We start from the raw sequence: 21404 nt of genomic DNA, 5'->3' as shown, positions 1-21404 counted from the left end.
GTCACGCTCTCTCATATTTCGGCCGCCAGCCGCGCCCCATGCCGGCGGACATCATCTGCGACGCCGTCCACAATTGGTCGCGCAGGAAATCGGCATCGAGCAGAAGATCGCGGATGGCAGCGAGCGCATCTCCGCTATGCGCCGCGAGATAGGTCTCGGCCAGATCGATCTCCGGCGCTGAGGCGTCCTCCTGTTGCCCCTCGTCCAAATCTAGGCGCAGTTGACCTTCCGCCAATGCGTCCATGGCAGCGCTCCATCGTTATCATAGGGTCGTATCCCGCCTATGGCGGAATTTGTTCTCATAATGTTCACGGTGCAGGCAAGAGTCAAGCGCCCCTGAGTTGAGCCGGTCGCCCCTGAGCCTACTGAACGTCTTCCGATCGAACGGCCTGATATCAAAAACCCACCGCCAGGGGTGAGCGGTGGGCCTCTATATAGGCTCGGCGGCGGAGACCTCTGGGGGGAGGATGAGGGGTGCCGAGCCTGACTATACTTTCTGAACGGTTCAATTTGCGCAGGGTTCCCCGACACCGGCACGTTCACCACGGACGACAGCCTGCATATGACCCGCCAAGGGACTTCGGGCCGCAAGGCGCGGTGCCGACAGCTTCTATTGCGGCGCAGGGGCCGATCTGGGTGTCTTCCACTATTCTTCGGCGAGGCATTCGGCGGCAGCGTCGAACGGCCGAGACACAATCACCGGCTTTCCCCACGGGACCGACCTCATCGACCTGCAGACATTGAACGCCGAGATCGGGAAACCTGGCATGCAACATATCCACTGGATCAGAAAGAAGCAGTTCAGCCATCCGCCCGCGTTCGACCACCTGCCGTCAGAACAGAAACTCGGTATCGCTCAGGTTCGCTTCATGCATAAGATCGATCACCAGCGCATCGTGGCTTGCAGTCATCCCGGTCTCTGAAGCGTGATCGGAGGCATGCCGGAAGAAATGTGAGGCGTTATCGGCGCCGTCTGCGTCGGGATTGACATGTTTCACCGTCTCCGAAAGTGCCGCCTGCGGATCAGCCTCGGCAACCGACTTTGCCCCGGTTGTCGTCAGCACGCCGGCAGCGCTCAGGTCCAGATCAGCCTTGCCATAGTGGCCGGCAAGCGTCAGGCTGCCCTCCTGCTTGCCGTGATCGAGAATGGTGACGACCGTATTCGCGCCCTTGGCGGCGACTTTGATCGCTGCCTGCGCGTCGAGCCCTCCTATGGCGATGCTGTCGCCCTCGGCAAAACCTTTCACCGTTGCGTGCAGCAAGTCGGCATCCGCAAGCGCCAAGGTCGCACCTGTGCTGCCGGCGGCAAAGCCGATGCCAACACTCTTGTCCTCGCCATCGAGGATCAGCGTGCCGGCCTTGCCGATCATGATTGCACCATTGCCCTCGACGGCGCCGGTCAGATGCAGCGTGCCGCCGTTCAGGGCGACACTGCCGCTTTTCCAGATCGTGGCGGCGTTGAAGGTCGCCTCGGCTTCGCCCGAAACCGACAGGCTGCCCTTGCCGCCCGCCTTCTCTTCCGTACCGCCGACCGAGAGACTCTCGCCCGCCAGTGACGAGCCCTTGTCCATGAGCGTCAGCTTCCCTGTCGCTCCCTTCTCGGCGCCGATTTCGACCGCCCCCTCGCCGCCCTTGATCTGCGCGACCTCGGCCCCCTTGCTAATGGTCAGCGTGCCCGAACCGCCTTCGCCGACGGAGAGTGTGCCATAGGCCAAGCCGGAGGCTGTCGTCTTGCCGTTCCTGGTCACCGCGCCCGAAATGGTGGCTGAGCCGATCGAGCCCTCATCTTCGGCGACCGCGACCTCGCCCGAAACCACGGCCTGGCCGGAGCCCTTGATGCTCAACGTGCCAAAACCTTGCTCGCCCACCGAAAGGTCGCCGTTGACGATGAAAGTGCCGGCCGTGTCGATGGTCACGCCATTGGCATTGGTGTTGACCTGTGTCGCGAGATCGGCCGAGGCCGCCGTCAGCTTGGCGCCATTGGTGATCTTCAGACTGCCCTTGCCGAGCACGCCGTCCTCGATATCCGCGACGGTCGCCACGGTGCCCTTGCCGTCGAATGTCGCCGTGCCCGTGCCGCCGAACTTTTCGCCGAGCGTGAGGTCGGCCGCATGGTTGCCGGTCGCCGCTTCCAGCCTGGCGCCTTGGTTGAAGATGACAGTGCCCGTGCCCGCCTCTCCCACGACGATTTCGCCGCGTGTGGTCAGCGAACCGCCGTGCAGCGTCAGCGTACCCTTGCTGCCCTTCTCCTCGCCGAGCGTGATCTTGCCGCCCCCCAACACCACCGTCGAGAGATCGCTGAGAAGCGTGCCGGTGCCGCCACCGCCGATCGTCAGGTCCCCGCCGACAGTGAGTTTGCCCGGCCCGTCTCCGGCCGTGCCGTCGCCGAGGACAATCTGGCCCGAGCCACCTTTCTCCTCGCCAAGCGTCAGATCGCCGTCCGCCAGCAACACGCCGTTGGCGCCGACATCGACCCGCGCCTTGCCGGCCGAGCCGACCGTCAGGCTGCCCTCGGTCTCCCAACTGCCGCCATTGACGAAAGCCCGCCCCTCGCTGTCCTCTTCTTCTGCCACGGTGCTGTCGCCCGTCACTGTCAGGATGCCGATGACGGAGGCCTGGGCATAGCCGGCTTCGCCGAGGGTTAGCGCGTCAAACGTCATATCCGAGCCGGTTCCGACCGAAATGCTGCTGATGTGCTGGGTGTGGAAACCGGTCGTGTCATCCTTGTTGCCGCCGGTGGGCGCCCCCTCGCCCGCAACCACGACTTCGCCGGCGTCGACATTGCCGCCATTGTTGGCGTTGAGCGAGCCGACACCCTTCTCGCCAACCGTGATGGACTTCTTTACCGTCAGCGTCGAGCCGTCACCGGTCACCACGATATCGCCGCTGGCACCCGCGCCGTCTCCGGCCACAAGCGTGTTCACGCTCGCCTTGCCGCTATCCAGCACGTTGAGATCACCTTGCGCCGTCTGCCCGAGCGTCATCGTGCCGGTGGATCTCATCGTGCCGCCGTCGACGACCAGACCACTGTTCTGCACATGTGCATTGACCATGTCGACAAGGACGGCGCCGGCGACTGTCGTCATCCCGCCGGTCCATGTCGTCAGGCTGTTGGGAGAACCGCCGGTCAGTGCGGTGAGCGTGAACCCGCCTTGCAGATTCAATCTTCCGCCCGTCACGCCGCTGAACGATATGGTATCCTTGCCGACATTGAGAAAAGCCTGACTACCCACGAACGTGGCGGCCCCGACAACGGTCACGGTTCCCGCGGCAACATCCATCCCATTCAACCCGGGACCGGTGCCGACCAACTCGAACGTATCCGCCGTCACGCTGCCGCCGGTGGTCAGCAGGCTTGAGGAGTCCTGCAAAACAAGTGCGCTGATATCGAGGCTACCGCCGACGATTTTACCGCCTGCATTTGCGATCTCGTCGGCCTTCACCTCCGCGCCGTCGATGTTGAAATTTTTGAGCGTGCCTGCCCTGACCTTTCCTCCGGTGAGATCACCGCCATCGACCGTGTCAGCCGTAAGCTTGCCGCCGGCGAACACCATCTGAGACACGGTCGTGGCGTTGTAGATGCCCCCATCCAGCGTTCCGCCGCCATTGATCGTTGTGGCCGAGAGGCCTCCGGTCATGGTGCTGTTTGAGCCGAGTTGAAGGCTGTTGACGCTCTGGCCTGCGGTGGTGATCGTGCCGACGACATTGATGAAGACGTCATCGCCCGCACCAGGAATATCCGTCTCGGGTCCGTTGTGCCAGTTGCTCGCGGTGTTGAAGTCGCCGCCACTCGCGCTCTGCCAAGAGTAAAACGTCACGATGCCCTCCTTCGGTCGAACGACAAGCAAGTGACCAGTCGTCACCACGCTGCCCATGCCGAAACTTAAGAGATCCAGGAAATCTGCCCAATTGCTGGGGGCATGTCATTCCCTGATCAGGGAGGGTTCGGCCTTATATTTCGTCGTCTTTATCCGACCGGCCGACAACATCGCTTYGGCCTTTACCTTTTGTCACCGATCGCTAATTTAAGGGCGATGTCGCGGGAGGACGGAATGGCAAAGATTCAATATTCTGAATTCATGCCGGAGGATTCCGGCATACTCGACGTCTTCAGCAAGGGGCCTGCCTTGCTGACGGAAGAGCATGCATCGACCTACGCCAACTTCAACGATGCAGACACATCCAACCGCATCATTTTCCAAGGCCAAGGCTTCCAGTATCAGGACGGCACCATCGTCAAGGGAACGCTTGATGACATTCTCTTCGCCGACCAGGATACGGATGTGATGTTCTCGGTCGCAAACATCAAAGCCAATGTCGCCGACCTGAGCGCAGCCCTCACCCAGCAGGGATTGTCACGACTCCTGAAAATGCTGTTCAACGGCGATGACAACTGGATTGGTTCGGACGGCACTGATTATCTCACCGGCTATAAAGGCAATGACAAGCTTACCGGCGGCGCAGGTGGCGATACGTTCGGGTTCGCTACCCATGACGGCACGGACGTGATCAAGGATTTTCACCGCGACGACGGCGACAACATCGATGTCCACAGATGGAAGGGTATCGACGGTTTTCACGACGTGAAGTCACATGCGGAGGATCACGGCAGCAATGTCTGGATCACCCTCGGCCATGATACGCTGGTCATCAGCAACATGCACAAAGCCGAGCTCGCTATGGGCGACTTTGACTTTTGACGGATGTTGCGACGGCAACGCGGATTGTCGCTGAAGGTCTCGCCTCGCCAGGGATCGATGCTCGCGCTTTGGGGCAAGCGCGCCAGCTAGCTATCGAATGAAATCACAATACGTTCGGCGGCGGCGGCCACGAGGTCATCAGAGGACACGGCTTCTAATGAAGCGCAACTTGATTTGATAGCGAATGTGAAGGCTCCCAGATCGAAACCATTGCATTTCACTGCAAAGAGAGTTCCATACGCGGACGTGCCACACCGAGCCCGGAGTTTTTCGCATGGTAACTCTGCCCAAGGCATCCGATATAAGCGCCCTGCAATGGGATGACGCAAATGCGCATGCGGATTTCGAAAGCGATATCGACGAGTTCAACAGCGCAGTCTGGATCAAGCTCGATGCGGTGGTTGGCCAAACCTATGATTTGACGGCCAACAGTTTTGGCAACGGTGCCACCGATACGTCCTTCAATGTCTATAACGCTGACGGCGAACTCGTCCTGACCGAGACTTCTTCGGATTCCGCTGGCGCAAATGGCACTTTGACGGCGAGCGCAACTGCACCGCTTTATGTGAAACTGTTCATGCCATCGGGGCTTCCTGGAGAAATCGATCTCGATGTGAGCACTTCGCACCTGACGAACCATTACCTGACGATCTACGGCGACAACTACACCGGTACGTTTGGAGAGCGCATTCTTGGCTACTATGGTGACGACGCGTTGTTCGTGGGCAACGCCACCGAGGCTTTGGGAGGCGAGGGCAACGATACGCTCTACGGAAATACAGACCAGGATGCGCTCTGGGGAGATCAGGGAGACGACACCTTTATCCTTCATGGCGGCAATGACACAGTATTTGGCGGTGCCGGCGACGATCAGGTCGCCTCACTCAGTTCCGGCGGCAATGTCCAGGTCTTCGGCGGCTCCGGACATGATGACATTACCGTGGAGGTGGCAACGGCCAAGATTTATGGCGGCGACCAGGCGGACCACATCGGCTGCAGCGCCGCGTCGGACACGATCCATGGCGGCTCCGGCGGTGATGAAATCTTGGCTAGCGGCACCAGTATCATCTTCGGCGACAGCGGCAACGACATCATCACCGGCGCCTTCACCAGTCAATCGCTGAATGGCGGTACCGGCAACGATACGATTTCCGGCGGCGGTGGCGGCGACACGATCGTCGGCGGCACCGGCAACGATCAATTGACGGGAGGAAGTGTAGGCGACGACATAACCGGAGGAGCGGGCGCCGATGTGATGACGGGCGGCAGCGGGGCAGACCTGTTCATCTACCAGAAGGCCAGCGACTCCACAGCCGCAAAATCCGGCCGGGACACCATCACGGACTTCGACCCGGTGCACTATGCCATGGATCTCCACGCGATCGACGCCAACACCAATCTACAGGGCAATCAAGCGTTCCACTTCATCGGAACCCAGGATTTCCATCACGAGGCCGGCGACCTGCGCTATGCCGAGAACGGCGGCAACACCTATGTCTACGGCGACGTTGACGGTGACAACAAAGCCGATTTCGAAGTCGAGCTCACCGGTCCGCTGACGCTCACATCGATCAACTTCGCCCTCTGAGGCAGGGCGGTCGGTCAGCCGAACACGAGGACGAAGACAGTCAGGGAGTGATGCCGGTTCTCTGCCCTGCTTACTTGCGAATCCGGATCTGTCTTTTGGAAATTTGGTAGCGGGAGGCAGAGTTGAACTGCCGACCTTGGGGTTATGAGTCCCACGCTCTAACCAACTGAGCTATCCCGCCATCGATACCGAGCTGGTTACGTCTCGGTGGCGCGGCTTATAAGGCTGCGTTTCCTATCCTGTCAAGCGCTATCGGGCAAAAACAAGAAAATGCCGGACGCGAAAAATCATGCCGCCTGGCTCGCCAAAAGCAGCGCCCGGAGCTGGGTTTCCGCGGCCGATTCTTTCTCCGAGCGCTCGATGAAGCCGCCGCCATAGACGCGCGCGTCCTCGCCCGGGGCCGAATAAAGCGCGCAGGCCTGGCCCGGCGCTACGCCCGGTTCGCCCTCTTCGAGCTCGACATAAATGCCCTTGGCGTCGGCATGGAGCCGCGCCGGCTTGGGTGGCCGGGTGGAGCGGACCTTGGCGAAGCAGTCGAAACCATCGGCCGCGAGCTCTGCCAGTGGCGCATCGCCCAGCCAGTTGACGTCGCGGAGATAAAGCCTGCGGGTTTCCAGCGCTTCCCTCGGCCCGACGATCACCCGCTTGGAGCGCGCATCGAGATGCACGACATAAAGCGGCTCGCCGGTGGCGATGCCGATACCGCGCCGCTGGCCGATCGTGTAATGCAATATGCCCTCATGCTGGCCGAGCACCCGGCCATCGAGATGGACGATGTCGCCGCCAAGCGCCGCATCCGGCCGGAGCTTGGTGATCACGTCGGAATATTTGCCTTGCGGCACGAAGCAGATGTCCTGGCTGTCGGCCTTGGCGGCGACGACGAGGCCCATTTCGGCCGCCAGCGCCCGCACTTCCGGCTTCGGCATGCCGCCCAACGGAAAGCGCAGATAGTCGATCTGCTCCTGCGTCGTGGCGAAGAGGAAATAGCTCTGGTCGCGCTCGGCGTCGGCCGGGCGATAGAGCGCGCGCCGGTTGGGATTACCCGGCGTCGGGCTGGGGCGCGAGCGGATATAATGGCCGGTCGCCAGCGCATCGGCGCCGAGTTCCTTGGCGGTCACCAAGAGATCGGCGAATTTGACCGTCTGGTTGCAGGCAACGCAGGGGATCGGCGTCTCGCCGGCGACATAGCTTTCCATGAACGGGTTGATCACCGTCTCCAGGAAGCGCCGCTCATAGTCGAGCACATAATGCGGGATGCCGAGTGTCTCGCAGACGCGCCTGGCATCGTCGATATCCTGGCCGGCACAGCAGGAGCCGGCGCGATGCACGGCCGCACCATGGTCATAAAGCTGCAACGTGATCCCGATAACCTCATAACCCTGGCGTTTCAACAGGCCGGCGACCACGGACGAATCGACGCCGCCGGACATGGCGACGACCACACGGGTGTCTTCGGGACGCTTGTCGAAATCGAGGCTGTTCACGGAATTTTGCTTTTCTACTGACGCTATACAGAGGGTTTTCACGGTTCAATACCATGCTTTCGGCGCTGCATATAGGCGCTAGTTTCGGGCCTCACAAGCCGAGAACTTCAGGCTTTTCAGCAACAATGCCGGGCACTGACCTGTTTTCAAACAGTTTTTCGTCAATTTTTCCGCATATGTTTAGGCAATTTTTAAATCTGACTCTCTAATGTCGATCCATATGGTCTTTGTTTGTGTAGAGAGTCCAATGACCGAAGCGATACGTCCGAGAGTAAAATATGTCATCGGCCCCGATGGCAGCCCGCTTACGATTGCCGATTTGCCCCCCGCCAACACGCGCCGCTGGGTGATCCGTCGTAAAGCGGAAGTGGTTGCCGCCGTCCGCGGCGGCCTGCTCAGTCTGGAAGAAGCCTGCGAACGTTACACGCTGACGGTCGAGGAATTCCTCTCCTGGCAGAGTTCGATCTCCGACCACGGCCTCGCCGGCCTGCGCACCACGCGCATCCAGCAATACCGCCATTGACATCGCTTTGAAACAGGGTTGCGAAGGGCCGCACACGCGGCCCTTTCTTGTTGCGTCCGCCCGATGGCGGTGCTGGTCTTACGGCGCGACCGTCAGGGTCGTATGCATGCCGGCGCTGTAATGGCCCTTGATGTTGCAGAGAACCAGATAGGTTCCGGCCTTCAGGTTGACCGTCAGTTTGCCGTCCGCGCCCGGCTTGAGGTCCGAGACTTCGCCCATGCTTTTCAGCTTCTTCTCGTCGACCCTGTCCTTCTTCGTGTTGAAGGGGATTTGCTGATCCGCGGCTTTCAGCTTGACCACGACCATTTCATGCTCTTCGCTGGCGGCATCGTTGTGGACCTGGAAGGTGACGGCGCCGGCTTTTGCGGCCGGCGGATCCAGCGTGATCGCCATGGCGCCGCCGCCCTCGCCGCTCTCCATGACCTTGATCGCGGTGTTTGCGAAGGATGGCGAAGCGGCAAGCCCAAGGGCCGAAGATGCGGCAAGCAGGAGTGCGAAGCGGATTGTGTTCGACATTCAGGAAACCTTTCCTATTGATGTTTGCGCCACCTCGGTAGGGCCTCCACCTGACACGCACCTGAACGCAGAACCGCCAAGGCAGACTTCATGCGAAGCGGATCAAGGCCTCGAACCGGGTCTCACCACCCCTCTGATACGACTGCAGTTGCAGCGATGCGTTCATCTGGGTGAGCAGGCGCTCGACGATGGAGAGGCCAAGACCGGAACCGGGTGAGCGATCGTCGGCGCGATGGAAGCGTTGGCGGATGCGGCTGAGTTCCTGGTCGGTGAACGGCCGTGCGGCGTTGGTAATCGCGATGCTTCCCTCGGCATCGATGCGAATGGTGATCGGTTTGGCCTCTTCGCCATGGTGCATGGCGTTCTCGATCAGGTTGCGCAACACGATCGCCAAAGCATCGGGATTGACCGCGCGCACCAGCCGCGCGCCCTCCTCCATGATCCTGTCGATCCTCTGACGATTGCCGGCATGCCGTTGCATGTCCTCGACCACCATATCGACGACCGGAATCAGGTCATGCGGCGCCTCGACGAGACCGATGCCGGCTTCGGCGCGGGCGAGTTGCAGCAGTTTCTCGGTCAGGGAGGTCAGCATTTTCAGCGATTGCTCGATCATCACGGCGCGTTCGGCTGCGGGTGACGAGCCGAGCTCCTCGATCAGCAATTGGGCCTGTGCCATGGCGCCGGCGATCGGGGTTCTGAGTTCGTGGGCGCTGTTGGCGGTGAATTCCCGCTCGGCGGCGAATGCCGCCGCCAGCCGGGCGAGCACGATGTTGAGCGAATTGGCAATCGGCGCCAGCTCGTTCGGCAGGCCTTGCAGGACCAGGGGCGAGAGATTGCCGCTGTCCTTCTCGGCAATGGCTGTGCGCAATTCGGTCAAAGGCGCCATCGCCCGGCGAATGATGTAGAGAAGCAGGACGACGCTGAGCGGCACCAGGATAGCGAGCGGCAATAGCAGCGCCAAAATGCTGTCCCGCATGGCCTCCGAGCGGTGTGCCAGCGAATCCGCGACCTGGACGAACACCCGGTTATCATCAGCCGCAATGGTGAAGACACGCAAATTGTCGCCCTGCCAGAAGCCTTCGGCCAATGGTGCCTTGAACGGCGCCGGCGGCGTTTCATAGGAATGCATCAGCACCCGGCCATCCCTGGTCCTGACCTGGTAGGTCAGGTAACCGTCGAAGCCGCCATCGGATTTCTGCAGGCGCCGCGGCATATCGGGCAAGTCGCCCTTGCGGACATCGTCGAGCGCCAGCGGCAGCAGCCGGTCGGCGGTCTCCTGCATGGCGCTGTCAAAGATCTCGCCGAATTCATCATGCATCACATAGGCGCCAAGCCCCGCACCCATGCCCCAGAAAGTAATCGTGCACACAGTCAGCCAGCCCACCAGCCGCCGGGTGATGCTGTAAGATATCATGACGCGGCCACGAGCTTGTAGCCGACGCCGCGCACGGTCTGGACACGCTCCTTGCCGAGCTTCTTGCGCAAGCGGCTGACATAGACTTCAACGGTGTTGCTCTCGATCTCCGACCCAAAGGCGTAAAGCGCCTCCTCGATCCTGGCTTTCGAGATGATCGCCCCAGGACGGGCGGACAGCGTGTCGAGCACGGCCCATTCGCGCGCCGACAATTCGATCTCGCGCCGGCCGTCGGTCAGCCGCCGGTCGATGGCGTTGATTTCCAGATCGCCGAATTTCGTCGCCGAGGTCGCGTTGCCGCGGAAGCGGCGGATGACCGCGCCGATCCTGGCTGAGAGCTCATCGAGATTGAAGGGTTTGACGAGATAGTCATCGGCGCCGCTGTCCAGCCCCGCGATCCTGTCGCTGATCTGGTCATGCGCGGTGATGATGATCACCGGTGTAGCGTTGCCTTTCGATCTTTGGCTGCGCAAAAGCTCGATGCCCGAGCCGTCGGGCAGCCTGAGGTCGAGCAGAACCAGGTCATAGCTGACCGCATCCAGCGCCTCTTTTGCGTCGGCAATGCTGCGCATCCAGTCGACCGCCTGTCCCGCCGAGGCAAGATGGTCGCGAACCGCCGCGCCCAGGACAGCGGCATCCTCGATCAGCAATATGCGCAAAAGGCCTCTCCTTGGGACATCGGTGCTGCTAGTGTAGCCGAGTCGCTCAAACGCCGATTGATTTGAAGCAATAGACCTCTCCGCGATATGGTTTGGTGCCATTCAGGTTATTGTCAGGCGGATGCGTCAAAAGGCGGGCAAATCAAACGCGAAAAGGCATCCCATGACAAATATTCGCACCCGCTACTCCCTGGCGCAGCGCGCCCTGCACTGGCTGACCGTTCTCCTCGTCTTCTTCAATCTTCTTTTACCCGCCAGCATCGAACACGTTACCGATACATTCGACGACGGCAAGGTCCCCAGCCCGGCCGATATGTTTTCGGCCAATCTGCACATCTATGCCGGCTTCGCGATCCTGGGCCTGACCATACTCCGGCTGCTCATGCGGCTGATCCAGGGCGCGCCGGGCAAGCCTGAAGGCGAGCCGGAGATCTTCCACCTCCTCGGCACGATGTCGCACGCTGTCTTCTACGCCGTGCTGATCGTCATGCCGCTTCTCGGCATCGCCAAATATTTCTTCGCCATCGACATTGCCGGCGATCTGCATGGCGGTCCGGTGAAAGCGCTGCTCTGGGCGCTGATCGGCCTGCATGTCGCAGCCGTGCTCGTGCACCAATTCTGGTGGAAGACGAACGTTCTCGCCCGGATGACCGGCGGTGCGGGGTAAAAAAGTTCAGCGATAAGGGTGTGCTTCAAGGCAACAATAAAGAGCGCAGACAGCACAACCGGCGATCGGCGACCGCTAAAGATTGGCCAACGCCATCCACTGGTCGGAGTTTCGCTCCAGATGTTTGAGCAGCGTATTGCCGAGCAGCTCGATGTCGTCACGGCTGCGCATCGGGCTGCTCTTCGGGCCAAGCACGCCCTTGAACTTCACCTGGAAGGTAAAACGCCCGTCCGGTTGGGCCTCGATGATCACCATTGTCTCAGGATCCAAATGCAGCACAACGCGCCTCCACACGAGATACTGAGACGATAGTAAATATAAGGAGTTATTTTACAAGCAGATTCGCAAAATGCTTATATACGGATGGAGTTTCGCTAGAATGCCGCAATATGTGGCTGGAAATGATACAAGATTCTACTGAAATTACGCTTCGGACCATCCTTCTGCCCGGTCCCCGCGACCAATCGATCTAGGCCTGCGAACCTTGGGCCAACCCGATCGCCAGCACCTCTTAACCCGCGCTCTTATGGACATTGCAGGTTTCCCGAGTGTCGATATAGTGCCGATCTTACAATTCGACTTATCCAGCAAGGCAACCTGGCGCGTTTTTTCCATGATGTTGGACGCTGCAACATGCGCTCATCGTCACGACAACGTTCCAGTGCTCGCAAAGTCCATCTTGGGAGAAATACAAATGATGACCGTCGACGATCCAGGACGGAAGGAATTGCGGGACGCCTGTGGTGACGCTGCCGATATCCCGGATCTACTGCAAGAACTTGTGAACAGGGCAGTCGCACTCGGCAAGCTCGGGTGCCACGATGATGAGATCGCCGTCTACGATGACATTGTTGCCCGCTTCGGCGCAGCGACCGAATTCCCATTGCGCGAACAAATCGCTCTGGCGCTCCTCAACAAAGCAACCCGGCTTGGCGCGCTCGGGCGCAACGAAGACGAGATATATGTCTACGATGACATCCTTGCCCGTTTCGGCGCGGCGACTGAATTGCCCCTGCGCGAAGCATTCGCCACGGCGCTCCTGCGCAAAGGAGTGGCGTTTGCCGCGCTTGGGCGAACCGATGACGAGATTGCCGCCTACGACGGCGTCGTTGCCCGCTTCGGTGCAGCGACGGAATCGACCCTGCGCGCAACAGCCGCCACGGCGCTCATGAACAAGGGGATCCGGCATACCTTGCTCGGGCAAACCGAGGCTGCGATTGCTGTATACGACGATGTTATCGACCGCTTCGGCAGCGAAACCGCATTGTCCATATGCGAGGAAGTTGCCAAGGCGATGTTGAACAAGGGAGCGATGCTCGCCGAACTGGGTCGCCATGCCGGCGCGATCGCCGTCTATGACGACATCGTCGCCCGCTTCGGCACTGAGATCGAGGTGCCCCTGCGCGAACAGGTCGCCATGGCGCTGGTGAACAAGGGAGACGAGCTCGGTGAGCTCGGGCGCAGCGACGCTGCGATCGCCGTCTACGATCACGTCGTTGCCCGCTTCGGCGCGGCCACCGAATTGCCACTGCGCAAACAGGTCGCCATGGCACTTTTCAACAAGGGAGCACGGGTCAGTGCGCTCGGGCGCAGCGACGACGAGATTGCTGTGTGCAATGACATCCTCACCCGCTTTGGCACGGCAACCGAATTGCCTCTGCGCGAAAAGGTGGCCAAGGCGCTTGTGAACAAGGGGACCACACTCGACGGGCGCGGGCGCGGCGAGGAGGCGATTGCGGCGTTCAACGAGGTCCTCACCCGCTTCGGCACTGCGGCTGAATTGCCCTTGCGCGAACAAACTGCCAGAGCCCTCGTCAACAAGGGGACCACGCTCAGCGAGCTTGGGCGCAGCAAAGATGCGATCGCTGTCTACGACGATGTCCTCGCGCGGATCGGCACGTCGACGGAATTGTTCATGCAGAGAGAAATTGCCAAGGCCTTGATCAACAAGAGTTACGACCTCCGCGATCTCGGGCGCATCGACGATGCGATCGCCGTCTATGACGATGTCGTGACGCGCTTCTCCGATGCGTCAGAACCGCTCTTGCGCGAATCGGTCGCCAAGGCACTCATCGGCAAGGGCGTGTCGTTCAACATACTTCAACGCGGTGGCGACGCGATCGCCCCGTTTGAGGAGGTCGTCACCCGCTTTGGCACGGCGCAAGACTTGGCCCTGCGCGAAAACGTCGCCACGGCGCTCCAATATAAGGCAAGGACGCTCGGCGAAATCGGGTTTACCGTAGACGCGGTTACCGCCTGCGACGTCATGATCTCCCGCTTCGGCAATGCGACCGAGCCGACCTTGCGCGAACTGGTCGCGGAAACGGAGATCATCAGGCGGAATTGTCTACGCGCGCCCCTGCACTGAGAATCGGCCTGGCCATTCCCGAAATACAGAGGGCGCGGCCATCCCGCCGCGCCCTCTTTTCGCCCTGGAGGCTAATTCAGAACGTATCGACATTAAACGCCAGTGCCTTGGCCTGGCGGACCGCCGGATTCGCCGTCAGTTTGGCCAGCACCTCGTCCTTCACCGGCTCATCGACATAGAGCAGCGCGATGGCGTCGCCGCCCTGGCGGTCGCGGCCGAGCTGGAAGTTGGCGATATTGACGCCGCCTTCGCCGAGCGTGGTGCCCATATAGCCGATCATGCCGGGCACGTCGGTATTGGTGATGTAGATCATGTTGGCGCCGACATCGGCGTCCATGTTGATGCCCTTGATCTGGATGAAGCGCGGCTTGCCGTCGGAGAACACCGTGCCGGCGATCGAGCGGGTCATCGTGTCGGTCTTCACCGTCAGCTTGATATAGCCGTCATAGACGCCCGACTTGTCGCGCTTGACTTCCGAAAGGATAACGCCCTTTTCCTTGATCATCACAGGCGCCGAGACCATGTTGACATCGGCCACCAGCGGCCGGATCAGGCCGGCGAGCAGCGCCGAGGTCAGCGCCTTGGTGTTCATGTTGGCGGTGGCGCCATCATAGAGGATCTCGATTTCCTTGATCGCATCCTCGGTGACCTGGCCGACAAAGGCGCCGAGCACATCGGCGAGCTTGATGAAGGGCTTCAGGATCGGCGCTTCTTCCGCCGTGATCGACGGCATGTTGATGGCGTTCGACACCGCGCCCTTGATCAGATAGTCCGACATCTGCTCGGCCACCTGCAGGGCAACATTTTCCTGCGCTTCCGTGGTCGAGGCGCCGAGATGCGGCGTGCAGACGACGTTCGGCAGGCCGAAGAGCGGGCTTTCGGTAGCGGGCTCGACCTCGAACACGTCGAAGCCGGCACCGGCGACATGGCCGGACTTGATCGCTTCGGCAAGCGCTGCCTCGTCGACCAGGCCGCCGCGGGCGCAATTGATGATGCGCACGCCGGGCTTGGTCTTGGCGAGCGCCTCGGCATTGAGAATGCCGCGCGTCTTGTCGGTCATCGGCACATGCAGCGTGATGAAGTCCGCACGCGCCAGGAGGTCATCGAGCTCGACCTTGATGACGCCCATTTCCTGCGCCCGTTCGGCCGACAGGAAGGGATCATAGGCCAGAACATGCATCCTGAGGCCGAGTGCCCGGGCGCAGACGATCGAGCCGATATTGCCGGCGCCGATGACGCCCAGCGTCTTGCCGGTGATCTCGACGCCCATGAATTTCGACTTCTCCCATTTGCCGGCCTGGGTCGAGGAGTCGGCGGCGGGCAGCTGGCGGGCGACGGCGAACATCAGCGCGATGGCATGTTCCGCCGTGGTGATCGAATTGCCGAATGGCGTGTTCATGACGATGATGCCGCGGCGCGAGGCCGCCGGGATATCGACATTGTCGACGCCGATGCCGGCGCGGCCGATGACTTTCAGATTGGTAGCGCCGGCAATCAGCTTTTCCGTCGCCTTGGTGGCGGAGCGGATCGCCAGGCCATCATAATTGCCGATGATTTCGGCCAGTTTGTCTTTGTCCTTGCCGAGTTTCGGCTGGAAATCGACATCTACGCCGCGATCGCGAAAGATCTGGACAGCAGTTTCCGAAAGTTCGTCGGATACGAGAACGCGCGGTGCCATGAAGGCCTCCTGAAAAGAAGTTATGTCTGAGAATTGGGGAGCCCTTCCGCATGTCACGGAAGGGTCATGCAATCAGTCGGGCCTAATCAGGCAGCCTTGGCATGCAGCGTCGCCTTCTGCTTTTCGAAGGCGAAGGTCAGCCACGGGGCAAGCGCCTGGAGATCGGCGGTGTCGATCGTGGCGCCGCACCAGATGCGCAGGCCCGAGGGAGCATCGCGATAGGCGCCGATATCGACGGCGACACCTTCCTTTTCCAGGATGGCGACCACGCCCTTGGCAAACTCTTCCTGGCCGGCGGCGTCGAGCGCGGTCACGGCCGGATCGACGATCTTCAGGCAGACGGAGGTGTTGGAGCGCGTTTCCGGCTTTTCAGCCAGGTTGGCCAGCCAGGGATTGGCGTCGCAGAAATCGAACAGGACCTTGGCATTGGCGTCGGCACGGGCCATCAGCGCTGCAAGGCCGCCGAGCGACTTCGCCCAAAGAAGCGCATCGATATAGTCCTCGACGCAGAGCATCGACGGCGTATTGATCGTCTCGCCCTGGAAGATGCCTTCGCTCAGTTTCCCACCCTTGGCCATGCGGAAAATCTTCGGTAGCGGCCAGGCCGGCTCATAGGTTTCCAGCCGTTCGACGGCGCGGGGGCTGAGGATCAGCACGCCATGTGCGCCCTCGCCGCCGAGCACCTTCTGCCAGGAGAAGGTAACGACATCGAGCTTGGCGAAGTCGAGATTCTGCGCGAAAGCAGCCGATGTCGCGTCGCAAATGGTCAGGCCCTTGCGGTCGGCCGGGATGAAATCGGCGTTGGCGACGCGCACGCCGGAGGTCGTGCCGTTCCAGGTGAAGACCACGTCGCGGTCGAAATCAACAGCGGAAAGGTCGGGCAGCTTGCCGTAATCGGCATTGAATTTTCTGACGTCTGCGAGCTTGAGCTCCTTGACGACATCGGACACCCAGCCCGAACCAAAACTTTCCCAGGCGACCATGTCGACGCCACGGGCGCCGAGCAGCGACCAGAGCGCCATTTCGACGGCGCCGGTGTCGGACGCGGGCACGATGCCGATGCGATAGTCGGCCGGCACTTGCAAAACTTCGCGCGTCAGGTCGATGGCCTGCTTGAGCTTGTTCTTGCCGAGTTTGGAGCGATGAGAGCGGCCAAGCGCTGCGTCTTTGAGCGCGTCGAGCGACCAATTGGGGCGCTTCGAGCAGGGGCCGGAGGAGAAGTGCGTGTTTGCCGGACGAGCGACAGGCGCTGCGAGTTCTACCATGATAAACTACCCTTCCAGGTATATGGCCTCTCGTTGGGGAGAGGTGTCCCGCCGCCGGGAATATGGGAAGGGTCGATTCAAGTCAAGCGACAAGTGACGCAAACAGGGGATATTTTGCCGCAGGCATACAAATGCACAAGGCGGGCTCTCGCCCGCCTTGTGCAATAAGAAATGATTTCAGATGCTTACCAGCCCGTCACCCGCAGGCCGGCGCGGATTTCCTGCCGCGAAAAGCCGCCATCGGTGCCCTTGATGCCGGTGGCGCCATTGCTCTTGTCGGACGCGCTCCAGTCGACCATGTCGCCGCCGGCGACGTCGGAATAGCGGTAGCTGAGGTCGAGCTTCATATTGGTGGCGATGTCGTAGGAGACACCGGCGGTCAGCGCATAGCTGAAGCGCCAGCTTTCGAGGCCGCCATAGCGCGCATCCTTATAGTCGACACCCTTATCGCACTTGCCGCCGCCGTCGATGCAATATTTCGATACGGTGAGCTTGCTGTAATCGACATTGGTCATGCCGGCGCCGGCGCCGAGATAGGGCGTCAGTCCCCAATAGGTGCCGAGATCGACATAGCCGTTGGCCATCAGGCCGAGCGAATAGATGTCCTGCTGGTAGCCATTGCCGCAATGGGTTCCCGCCCCTTGCAGGCCGCAGGGCTTTGCATTCGTCGACTTGCCGTCGAGCGAGCCCTTGAAATAGTCGAGCGTCAGGTCCGACCGCAGCCAATCGTTGAACTGGTAGCCGGCGCCGGCATTGAGCGAATAGTCGCCGCTGAAGCGCTGGCTGTCGAATTTCTGCGCCGTATAGCTGTTGGCCGCCGGCTTGTAGGTCTTCACTGTCGGCTTGCTGAAATCCACCGTCGCGTTGTAGCCGAGGTCGCCGCGGATATACCAGCCGGTCGCCGTGTCGATCGTGGTGATCTCCGGCACGTCGTCTACCGGCGGCGGATTGTCGAAAGCAAGCGCCGGCGTGGCCAGGCCCAGCGCGAGTGCTGCGGCGAGAATCTTGCGAACAGTCATGGCACGTCCTTCCAGGAAACCGGCGCGAACCGGCACGATCGATGGAAGAACTATGCCAAGGAGTGGTTAACCTGCGGTTAAGCATATTCGCAAAGGCATTGTTTACCTTGTCTATTAACCCATTTTCGATCGCCTTCGGATTGCGTCATGCCACCGGAACGCACCACGACCTGCATCAGGATACAAGTTCGGGCTCCGTCGCAATCAAGTCCAGATGTTGTTCTTATTCTCGACCGGCACACGTTCCGGCAACGGGATTGTTTGCGTCTCTTGATCCGGTTCGCCATGGCGCTCTCGATCTCTAACCGGCAGTGACCATGCGTGATAGAACCAAAACCAGTTCTGCGGCGTTATTGGCCTGCTCTGAGAAGGACATGACTATGAAGAATGCTCTTGCAGCGGCGCTCGCCGCGACATGCCTTGCAACCATCTACGCATCCACCGGTTATTCGGCCGACAGGATCGTTTATGAAGAAGACCATCGCGGCGGCGTCCGTATCGGCATGCTTGCCTGCGATGTCGGCGAAGGCGGCGGCTATCTGCTCGGCTCGGCAAAGGAATTGAACTGCGTCTTCCGTTCCAGCAATCATCGCAGCGACAACTATACCGGCTACATCAAGAAACTCGGGGTCGATCTCGGCTATACCAGCCAGGGCCGCATCGTCTGGGCCGTCTTCGCGCCGACCGCCGGCTATCACCACGGTTCGCTGGGCGGCATTTATGTCGGCGCCTCGGCGGAAGCGACCCTTGGCGCCGGTGTCGGCGCCAATGTGCTGCTCGGCGGCACGCGCGGATCGATCCAGCTCCAACCGCTGAGCATTACCGGCCAGATCGGCCTGAATGTCGCGGCTGCGAGCACGACGGTGACGCTAAAGCCGGCGGAATGACGCGCAACGCCGCGTACACGACACGCGCGCGATCGCCGATCGCGCGCGTGTCGTCGTTCGTTGAAGAGGCATCCGATCACCTAAAGTTCTTCCGGGCCAGTTGCTGAACGCGGCAAGCACGACGGGCTTCAGCCCTTCGCCACTGTCTCGTAGTAGGGCATGACCGTCACCTTGCCCGTTTGCGACAGCAAATCGGCCGCAGTGTCGAGTGCGGCTCTCCAGGCTGGCCCCCGCTCCCACGCCTCACGAAAAGCATCGGTGAGATCGCGGCCACCGCCCGTATCTCCTATTGCTTCGAAAAGCAGTTCCGCTTGCCGGATATCCTTGTCCCGTTTTGCCCTGTCGCCGGCATCATCAGGGCGGCGGCTGGCGACGATCAGCTTGTGAACTGCAAACCGTTCGGGCGCGGGGACGACGACTGAAACGCCAGCGCCATGCAGGAGGATCGTCCGCACCGGGTCCCGCAGCAAAAAATCCATGAACCGCAGCGGCTCCGCGCCGGCACCACCAAGCGCCGGCATGGGTGCCGGTTCGTCTGCATAGTCGTCGGATCCTCGATTTGTCGTCAGAAACTCCACCCGATAACCGCTTGCATTTCGAAAGGCATTCGATCGGGGCGAGCCACTCAAATGCGGTAGCGCACGAAAAGTCGGATCGACCAGTTGCAGGAGATCGAGGATGGGAGGAAGAGAATCCTCAACTTCGGCAGAGATTGCATGGTCCTTGGCCAGATCCGCGTCGCCCGTCATGACCGCGGCAGCGGGCAAGCGGACGCCAAGAAGGGTCGCGTAGCATTGAAAGGCGACCGTACCGACGAGCACGCCGCGCAGTCGGAAGAGGCCGGCATTGGCGAACGCCTCGACCACATCGCCCGTGAACCTTTCCGGCGCGCTCAACCCAGCTTCTCGCGTCAATGCCGAAACGATCCTGCGGCGGCTTTTATAATCGTCCTTAATCTCCCTGAACTCTTCCACGCGCGCTGAGATTTCGGGATTATCGACAGGCCCGACATAGTGCCGCTTCTGTCCGCCCTTTCCATCGGGTTGATCAAAATACCAATAAGCGCGATGATCGACCACGACCCGAATGAACCGTCCCGAAGGCGGGAAATCTGCCATCCATTGCGCATCGAATGTCCGCTGCTGCAACTCCGCAATCATCGTCCGGAACATGAGGTCGATTTGTTTCATGCCTGTTCCTATACTATTTTCGCAATTCTAGTATAGCAGATGAAAATGAGCAAGCCGCGGGTGTTGGCAGGTCAAGCGAACAGCGCACCCATGCATAGCCGTCGCGAAAAACGCACCACACGGGACCATTTTCCCTTGACCCGGTGCCCACCACGGCCTTTCGTCTCACCATTGCAAGACGCCGCCGATGGAGGAGCCCATGTCCCAATCCTATCTCGACGAAATCGCCGAACAGCCCGAGGCCATCCGCCGCCTGACCCGGCTGCTCACCGATGACTTCTTCGAGCGTGCCGGCGATATCCGCCAGCTGATCCAGGGCGGGCAGATCCGCCATGTCGTCATTACCGGCATGGGCGGCTCGCTCTACAGCGCCTATGGCTCGTGGCTGAGGCTCAGCCAGAGCCTGCCGGTTCCGGTCTCGCTCTGGGATACATCGGAACTCATCCAGCAGGCGCCGGGCCTGTTGCGCGAGGGCACGCTGATCATTGCCGTCACCCAGTCCGGCGAAAGCGTCGAACTGCGGCGCATGGCCGAGATCGACGGCCATAGCAGCATGCGGGTGAGCATCACCAACACGCCGGACAATTCGATGACCCGCTGGGCGAAGTTTTCGATCGCCACCGAAGTCGGTCCCGAGCAGACGGTCTCGACCAAGACCTATACAGCCGGTCTCACAGCGCTTTATATGCTCGAAGAAGTGCTCATCGGCCGCGGCAACACACTGCCGGCCGAGATCGCCGCACTCTCCGATGCGCTTTCTAGCCTCCTGCCGCGGGCGGAGGCCCAAGCCGCCCGCCTCGCCGATTTCGTCGGCCATGATGCGCCGATCATGTTCATCGGCCGCGGCGCCAGCTATGGCAGTGCGGCCATGGCGGCACTGGTGACGGCGGAGGCCGCCAAGGCTTCGACGACGGCGTTGAGCGGCGGTCAGTTCCGCCATGGACCGCTCGAACTGGTTCGTGAGGGGTTTCGCGCGATCATGTTCATGGGCAATGGCTCGACACAGGAGCTCAACCGCAAGACCGCCGCCGATATCGCCGCTTTCGGCGGGCGCTGCCTGATCATCGAGCCCGAAGATGCCGTGACCCTGGCGGTCGCGTCGATCCTGCCCTTCCCGCTACCCACCGTCGCCGAGGGCCTGCTGCCGGTGCTGGAAATCGTCCCCATCCAGCTGATGATGGTGCCGATGGCGCTTGCCCGTGGTTTCGAGCCGGCCAAATTTCTGAACGGCTCCAAGATCACCGCCATCGAGTGAAGTCCTGAATCGGGATAGGGGGGAGCCAATCAGCTCCGCCCCTCCCACACCACCCGGCATGCGGGTCCGCACCGGGCGGTTGGAGCGGTTGAAGTCGTCAGGCTTATAGTTCTCCCGGCCCGACGCTTGGGTTTGCTTATTCTGGTTCGGCGGGTTTGATTTCTCGCTGCCGTKGCCTCTCGGGCTTC

The 21404-nt window shown here is 61.0% G+C and carries 18 protein-coding genes, 1 tRNA gene and 1 pseudogene; 8 read left to right on the top strand and 12 right to left on the bottom strand.

Annotation, left to right across the window (positions count from 1 at the left end):
- Position 1: 1 nt before the first annotated feature.
- Positions 2 to 244, bottom strand: coding sequence for a hypothetical protein (locus AC1D06_RS26200; protein ID WP_477882641.1), 243 nt, complete (start codon positions 242 to 244; stop codon positions 2 to 4).
- A 382-nt stretch (positions 245 to 626) separates the two neighbouring features.
- On the opposite strand from AC1D06_RS26200, the pseudogene AC1D06_RS26195 reads away from it, so the two are divergent.
- Positions 627 to 923 (top strand): annotated as a pseudogene (locus AC1D06_RS26195) (M10 family metallopeptidase C-terminal domain-containing protein); the annotation flags it as partial.
- Here the strand turns inward: AC1D06_RS26195 and AC1D06_RS26190 are convergent.
- Positions 834 to 3818 carry a beta strand repeat-containing protein gene (locus AC1D06_RS26190; RefSeq protein ID WP_477988710.1) on the bottom strand — a complete coding sequence of 995 codons (2985 nt, stop codon included), beginning with the start codon at positions 3816 to 3818 and terminating at the stop codon, positions 834 to 836. The pseudogene AC1D06_RS26195 and the gene AC1D06_RS26190 overlap by 90 nt on opposite strands.
- A 234-nt stretch (positions 3819 to 4052) precedes the next feature.
- Between AC1D06_RS26190 and AC1D06_RS26185 the strand changes: the two genes are divergently transcribed.
- Positions 4053 to 4700 (top strand): hypothetical protein, encoded by a 648-nt coding sequence (locus AC1D06_RS26185; protein ID WP_477882638.1) that lies wholly within the window; start codon positions 4053 to 4055, stop codon positions 4698 to 4700.
- 274 nt (positions 4701 to 4974) lie between these two features.
- The gene (locus AC1D06_RS26180; RefSeq protein ID WP_477882637.1) at positions 4975 to 6288 is read left to right on the top strand and encodes a calcium-binding protein; all 1314 of its coding nucleotides are present in this window, start codon (positions 4975 to 4977) and stop codon (positions 6286 to 6288) included.
- A 104-nt stretch (positions 6289 to 6392) separates the two neighbouring features.
- Here AC1D06_RS26180 and AC1D06_RS26175 read toward each other — a convergent pair.
- Both AC1D06_RS26175 and mnmA read right to left on the bottom strand, forming a co-directional pair.
- Positions 6393 to 6469 (bottom strand) — tRNA-Met (locus AC1D06_RS26175).
- A gap of 106 nt (positions 6470 to 6575) precedes the next feature.
- Positions 6576 to 7772 (bottom strand): tRNA 2-thiouridine(34) synthase MnmA, encoded by a 1197-nt coding sequence (mnmA, locus tag AC1D06_RS26170; RefSeq protein WP_477882635.1) that lies wholly within the window; start codon positions 7770 to 7772, stop codon positions 6576 to 6578.
- A 247-nt stretch (positions 7773 to 8019) separates the two neighbouring features.
- On the opposite strand from mnmA, the gene sciP reads away from it, so the two are divergent.
- Complete coding sequence (gene sciP / locus AC1D06_RS26165) at positions 8020 to 8295, top strand: CtrA inhibitor SciP (protein WP_477882633.1); 276 nt, start codon at positions 8020 to 8022, stop codon at positions 8293 to 8295.
- 78 nt (positions 8296 to 8373) lie between these two features.
- Here sciP and AC1D06_RS26160 read toward each other — a convergent pair whose 3' ends face one another.
- From AC1D06_RS26160 to AC1D06_RS26150, 3 genes are all read right to left on the bottom strand, one after another.
- The gene (locus AC1D06_RS26160) at positions 8374 to 8811 is read right to left on the bottom strand and encodes a plastocyanin/azurin family copper-binding protein (RefSeq protein ID WP_477882631.1); all 438 of its coding nucleotides are present in this window, start codon (positions 8809 to 8811) and stop codon (positions 8374 to 8376) included.
- 88 nt (positions 8812 to 8899) lie between these two features.
- Complete coding sequence (locus AC1D06_RS26155; protein WP_477988708.1) at positions 8900 to 10228, bottom strand: ATP-binding protein; 1329 nt, start codon at positions 10226 to 10228, stop codon at positions 8900 to 8902.
- Complete coding sequence (locus AC1D06_RS26150; RefSeq protein ID WP_477882628.1) at positions 10225 to 10887, bottom strand: response regulator; 663 nt, start codon at positions 10885 to 10887, stop codon at positions 10225 to 10227. The genes AC1D06_RS26155 and AC1D06_RS26150 overlap by 4 nt, the downstream gene beginning before the upstream one ends.
- A gap of 163 nt (positions 10888 to 11050) precedes the next feature.
- On the opposite strand from AC1D06_RS26150, the gene AC1D06_RS26145 reads away from it, so the two are divergent.
- Entirely contained in the window at positions 11051 to 11554 is a 504-nt protein-coding gene (locus AC1D06_RS26145; RefSeq protein WP_477988707.1) for a cytochrome b, read from the top strand.
- Positions 11555 to 11629: 75 nt separating this feature from the next.
- Here the strand turns inward: AC1D06_RS26145 and AC1D06_RS26140 are convergent, their stop codons facing one another.
- Positions 11630 to 11809, bottom strand: coding sequence for a hypothetical protein (locus AC1D06_RS26140; RefSeq protein ID WP_477882625.1), 180 nt, complete (start codon positions 11807 to 11809; stop codon positions 11630 to 11632).
- 439 nt (positions 11810 to 12248) lie between these two features.
- On the opposite strand from AC1D06_RS26140, the gene AC1D06_RS26135 reads away from it, so the two are divergent.
- Entirely contained in the window at positions 12249 to 13922 is a 1674-nt protein-coding gene (locus AC1D06_RS26135) for a tetratricopeptide repeat protein (protein ID WP_477988706.1), read from the top strand.
- A gap of 76 nt (positions 13923 to 13998) precedes the next feature.
- Here the strand turns inward: AC1D06_RS26135 and serA are convergent, their stop codons facing one another.
- The 3 genes from serA to AC1D06_RS26120 form a co-directional block, all read right to left on the bottom strand.
- Positions 13999 to 15600: a phosphoglycerate dehydrogenase gene (serA, locus tag AC1D06_RS26130; RefSeq protein WP_477988705.1), complete on the bottom strand. Its 1602-nt coding sequence runs from the start codon at positions 15598 to 15600 to the stop codon at positions 13999 to 14001.
- A gap of 86 nt (positions 15601 to 15686) precedes the next feature.
- Positions 15687 to 16865: a phosphoserine transaminase gene (locus AC1D06_RS26125; protein WP_477988703.1), complete on the bottom strand. Its 1179-nt coding sequence runs from the start codon at positions 16863 to 16865 to the stop codon at positions 15687 to 15689.
- Between the two features lie 185 nt (positions 16866 to 17050).
- Complete coding sequence (locus AC1D06_RS26120; RefSeq protein ID WP_477988702.1) at positions 17051 to 17884, bottom strand: outer membrane protein; 834 nt, start codon at positions 17882 to 17884, stop codon at positions 17051 to 17053.
- A 380-nt stretch (positions 17885 to 18264) separates the two neighbouring features.
- On the opposite strand from AC1D06_RS26120, the gene AC1D06_RS26115 reads away from it, so the two are divergent.
- Positions 18265 to 18771: a DUF992 domain-containing protein gene (locus AC1D06_RS26115; RefSeq protein ID WP_477988700.1), complete on the top strand. Its 507-nt coding sequence runs from the start codon at positions 18265 to 18267 to the stop codon at positions 18769 to 18771.
- 128 nt (positions 18772 to 18899) lie between these two features.
- Here AC1D06_RS26115 and AC1D06_RS26110 read toward each other — a convergent pair whose 3' ends face one another.
- Entirely contained in the window at positions 18900 to 19961 is a 1062-nt protein-coding gene (locus tag AC1D06_RS26110; protein ID WP_477988699.1) for a nucleotidyltransferase family protein, read from the bottom strand.
- A gap of 199 nt (positions 19962 to 20160) precedes the next feature.
- On the opposite strand from AC1D06_RS26110, the gene AC1D06_RS26105 reads away from it, so the two are divergent.
- Positions 20161 to 21216 (top strand): SIS domain-containing protein, encoded by a 1056-nt coding sequence (locus AC1D06_RS26105; RefSeq protein ID WP_477988698.1) that lies wholly within the window; start codon positions 20161 to 20163, stop codon positions 21214 to 21216.
- Positions 21217 to 21404 lie beyond the last annotated feature (188 nt).

It is taken from the genome of Rhizobium sp. P2_G2, from assembly GCF_056403555.1.
The sequence above is the reverse complement of the archived record's forward strand: the minus strand, read 5'-3'. Positions and strand labels throughout refer to the sequence as shown.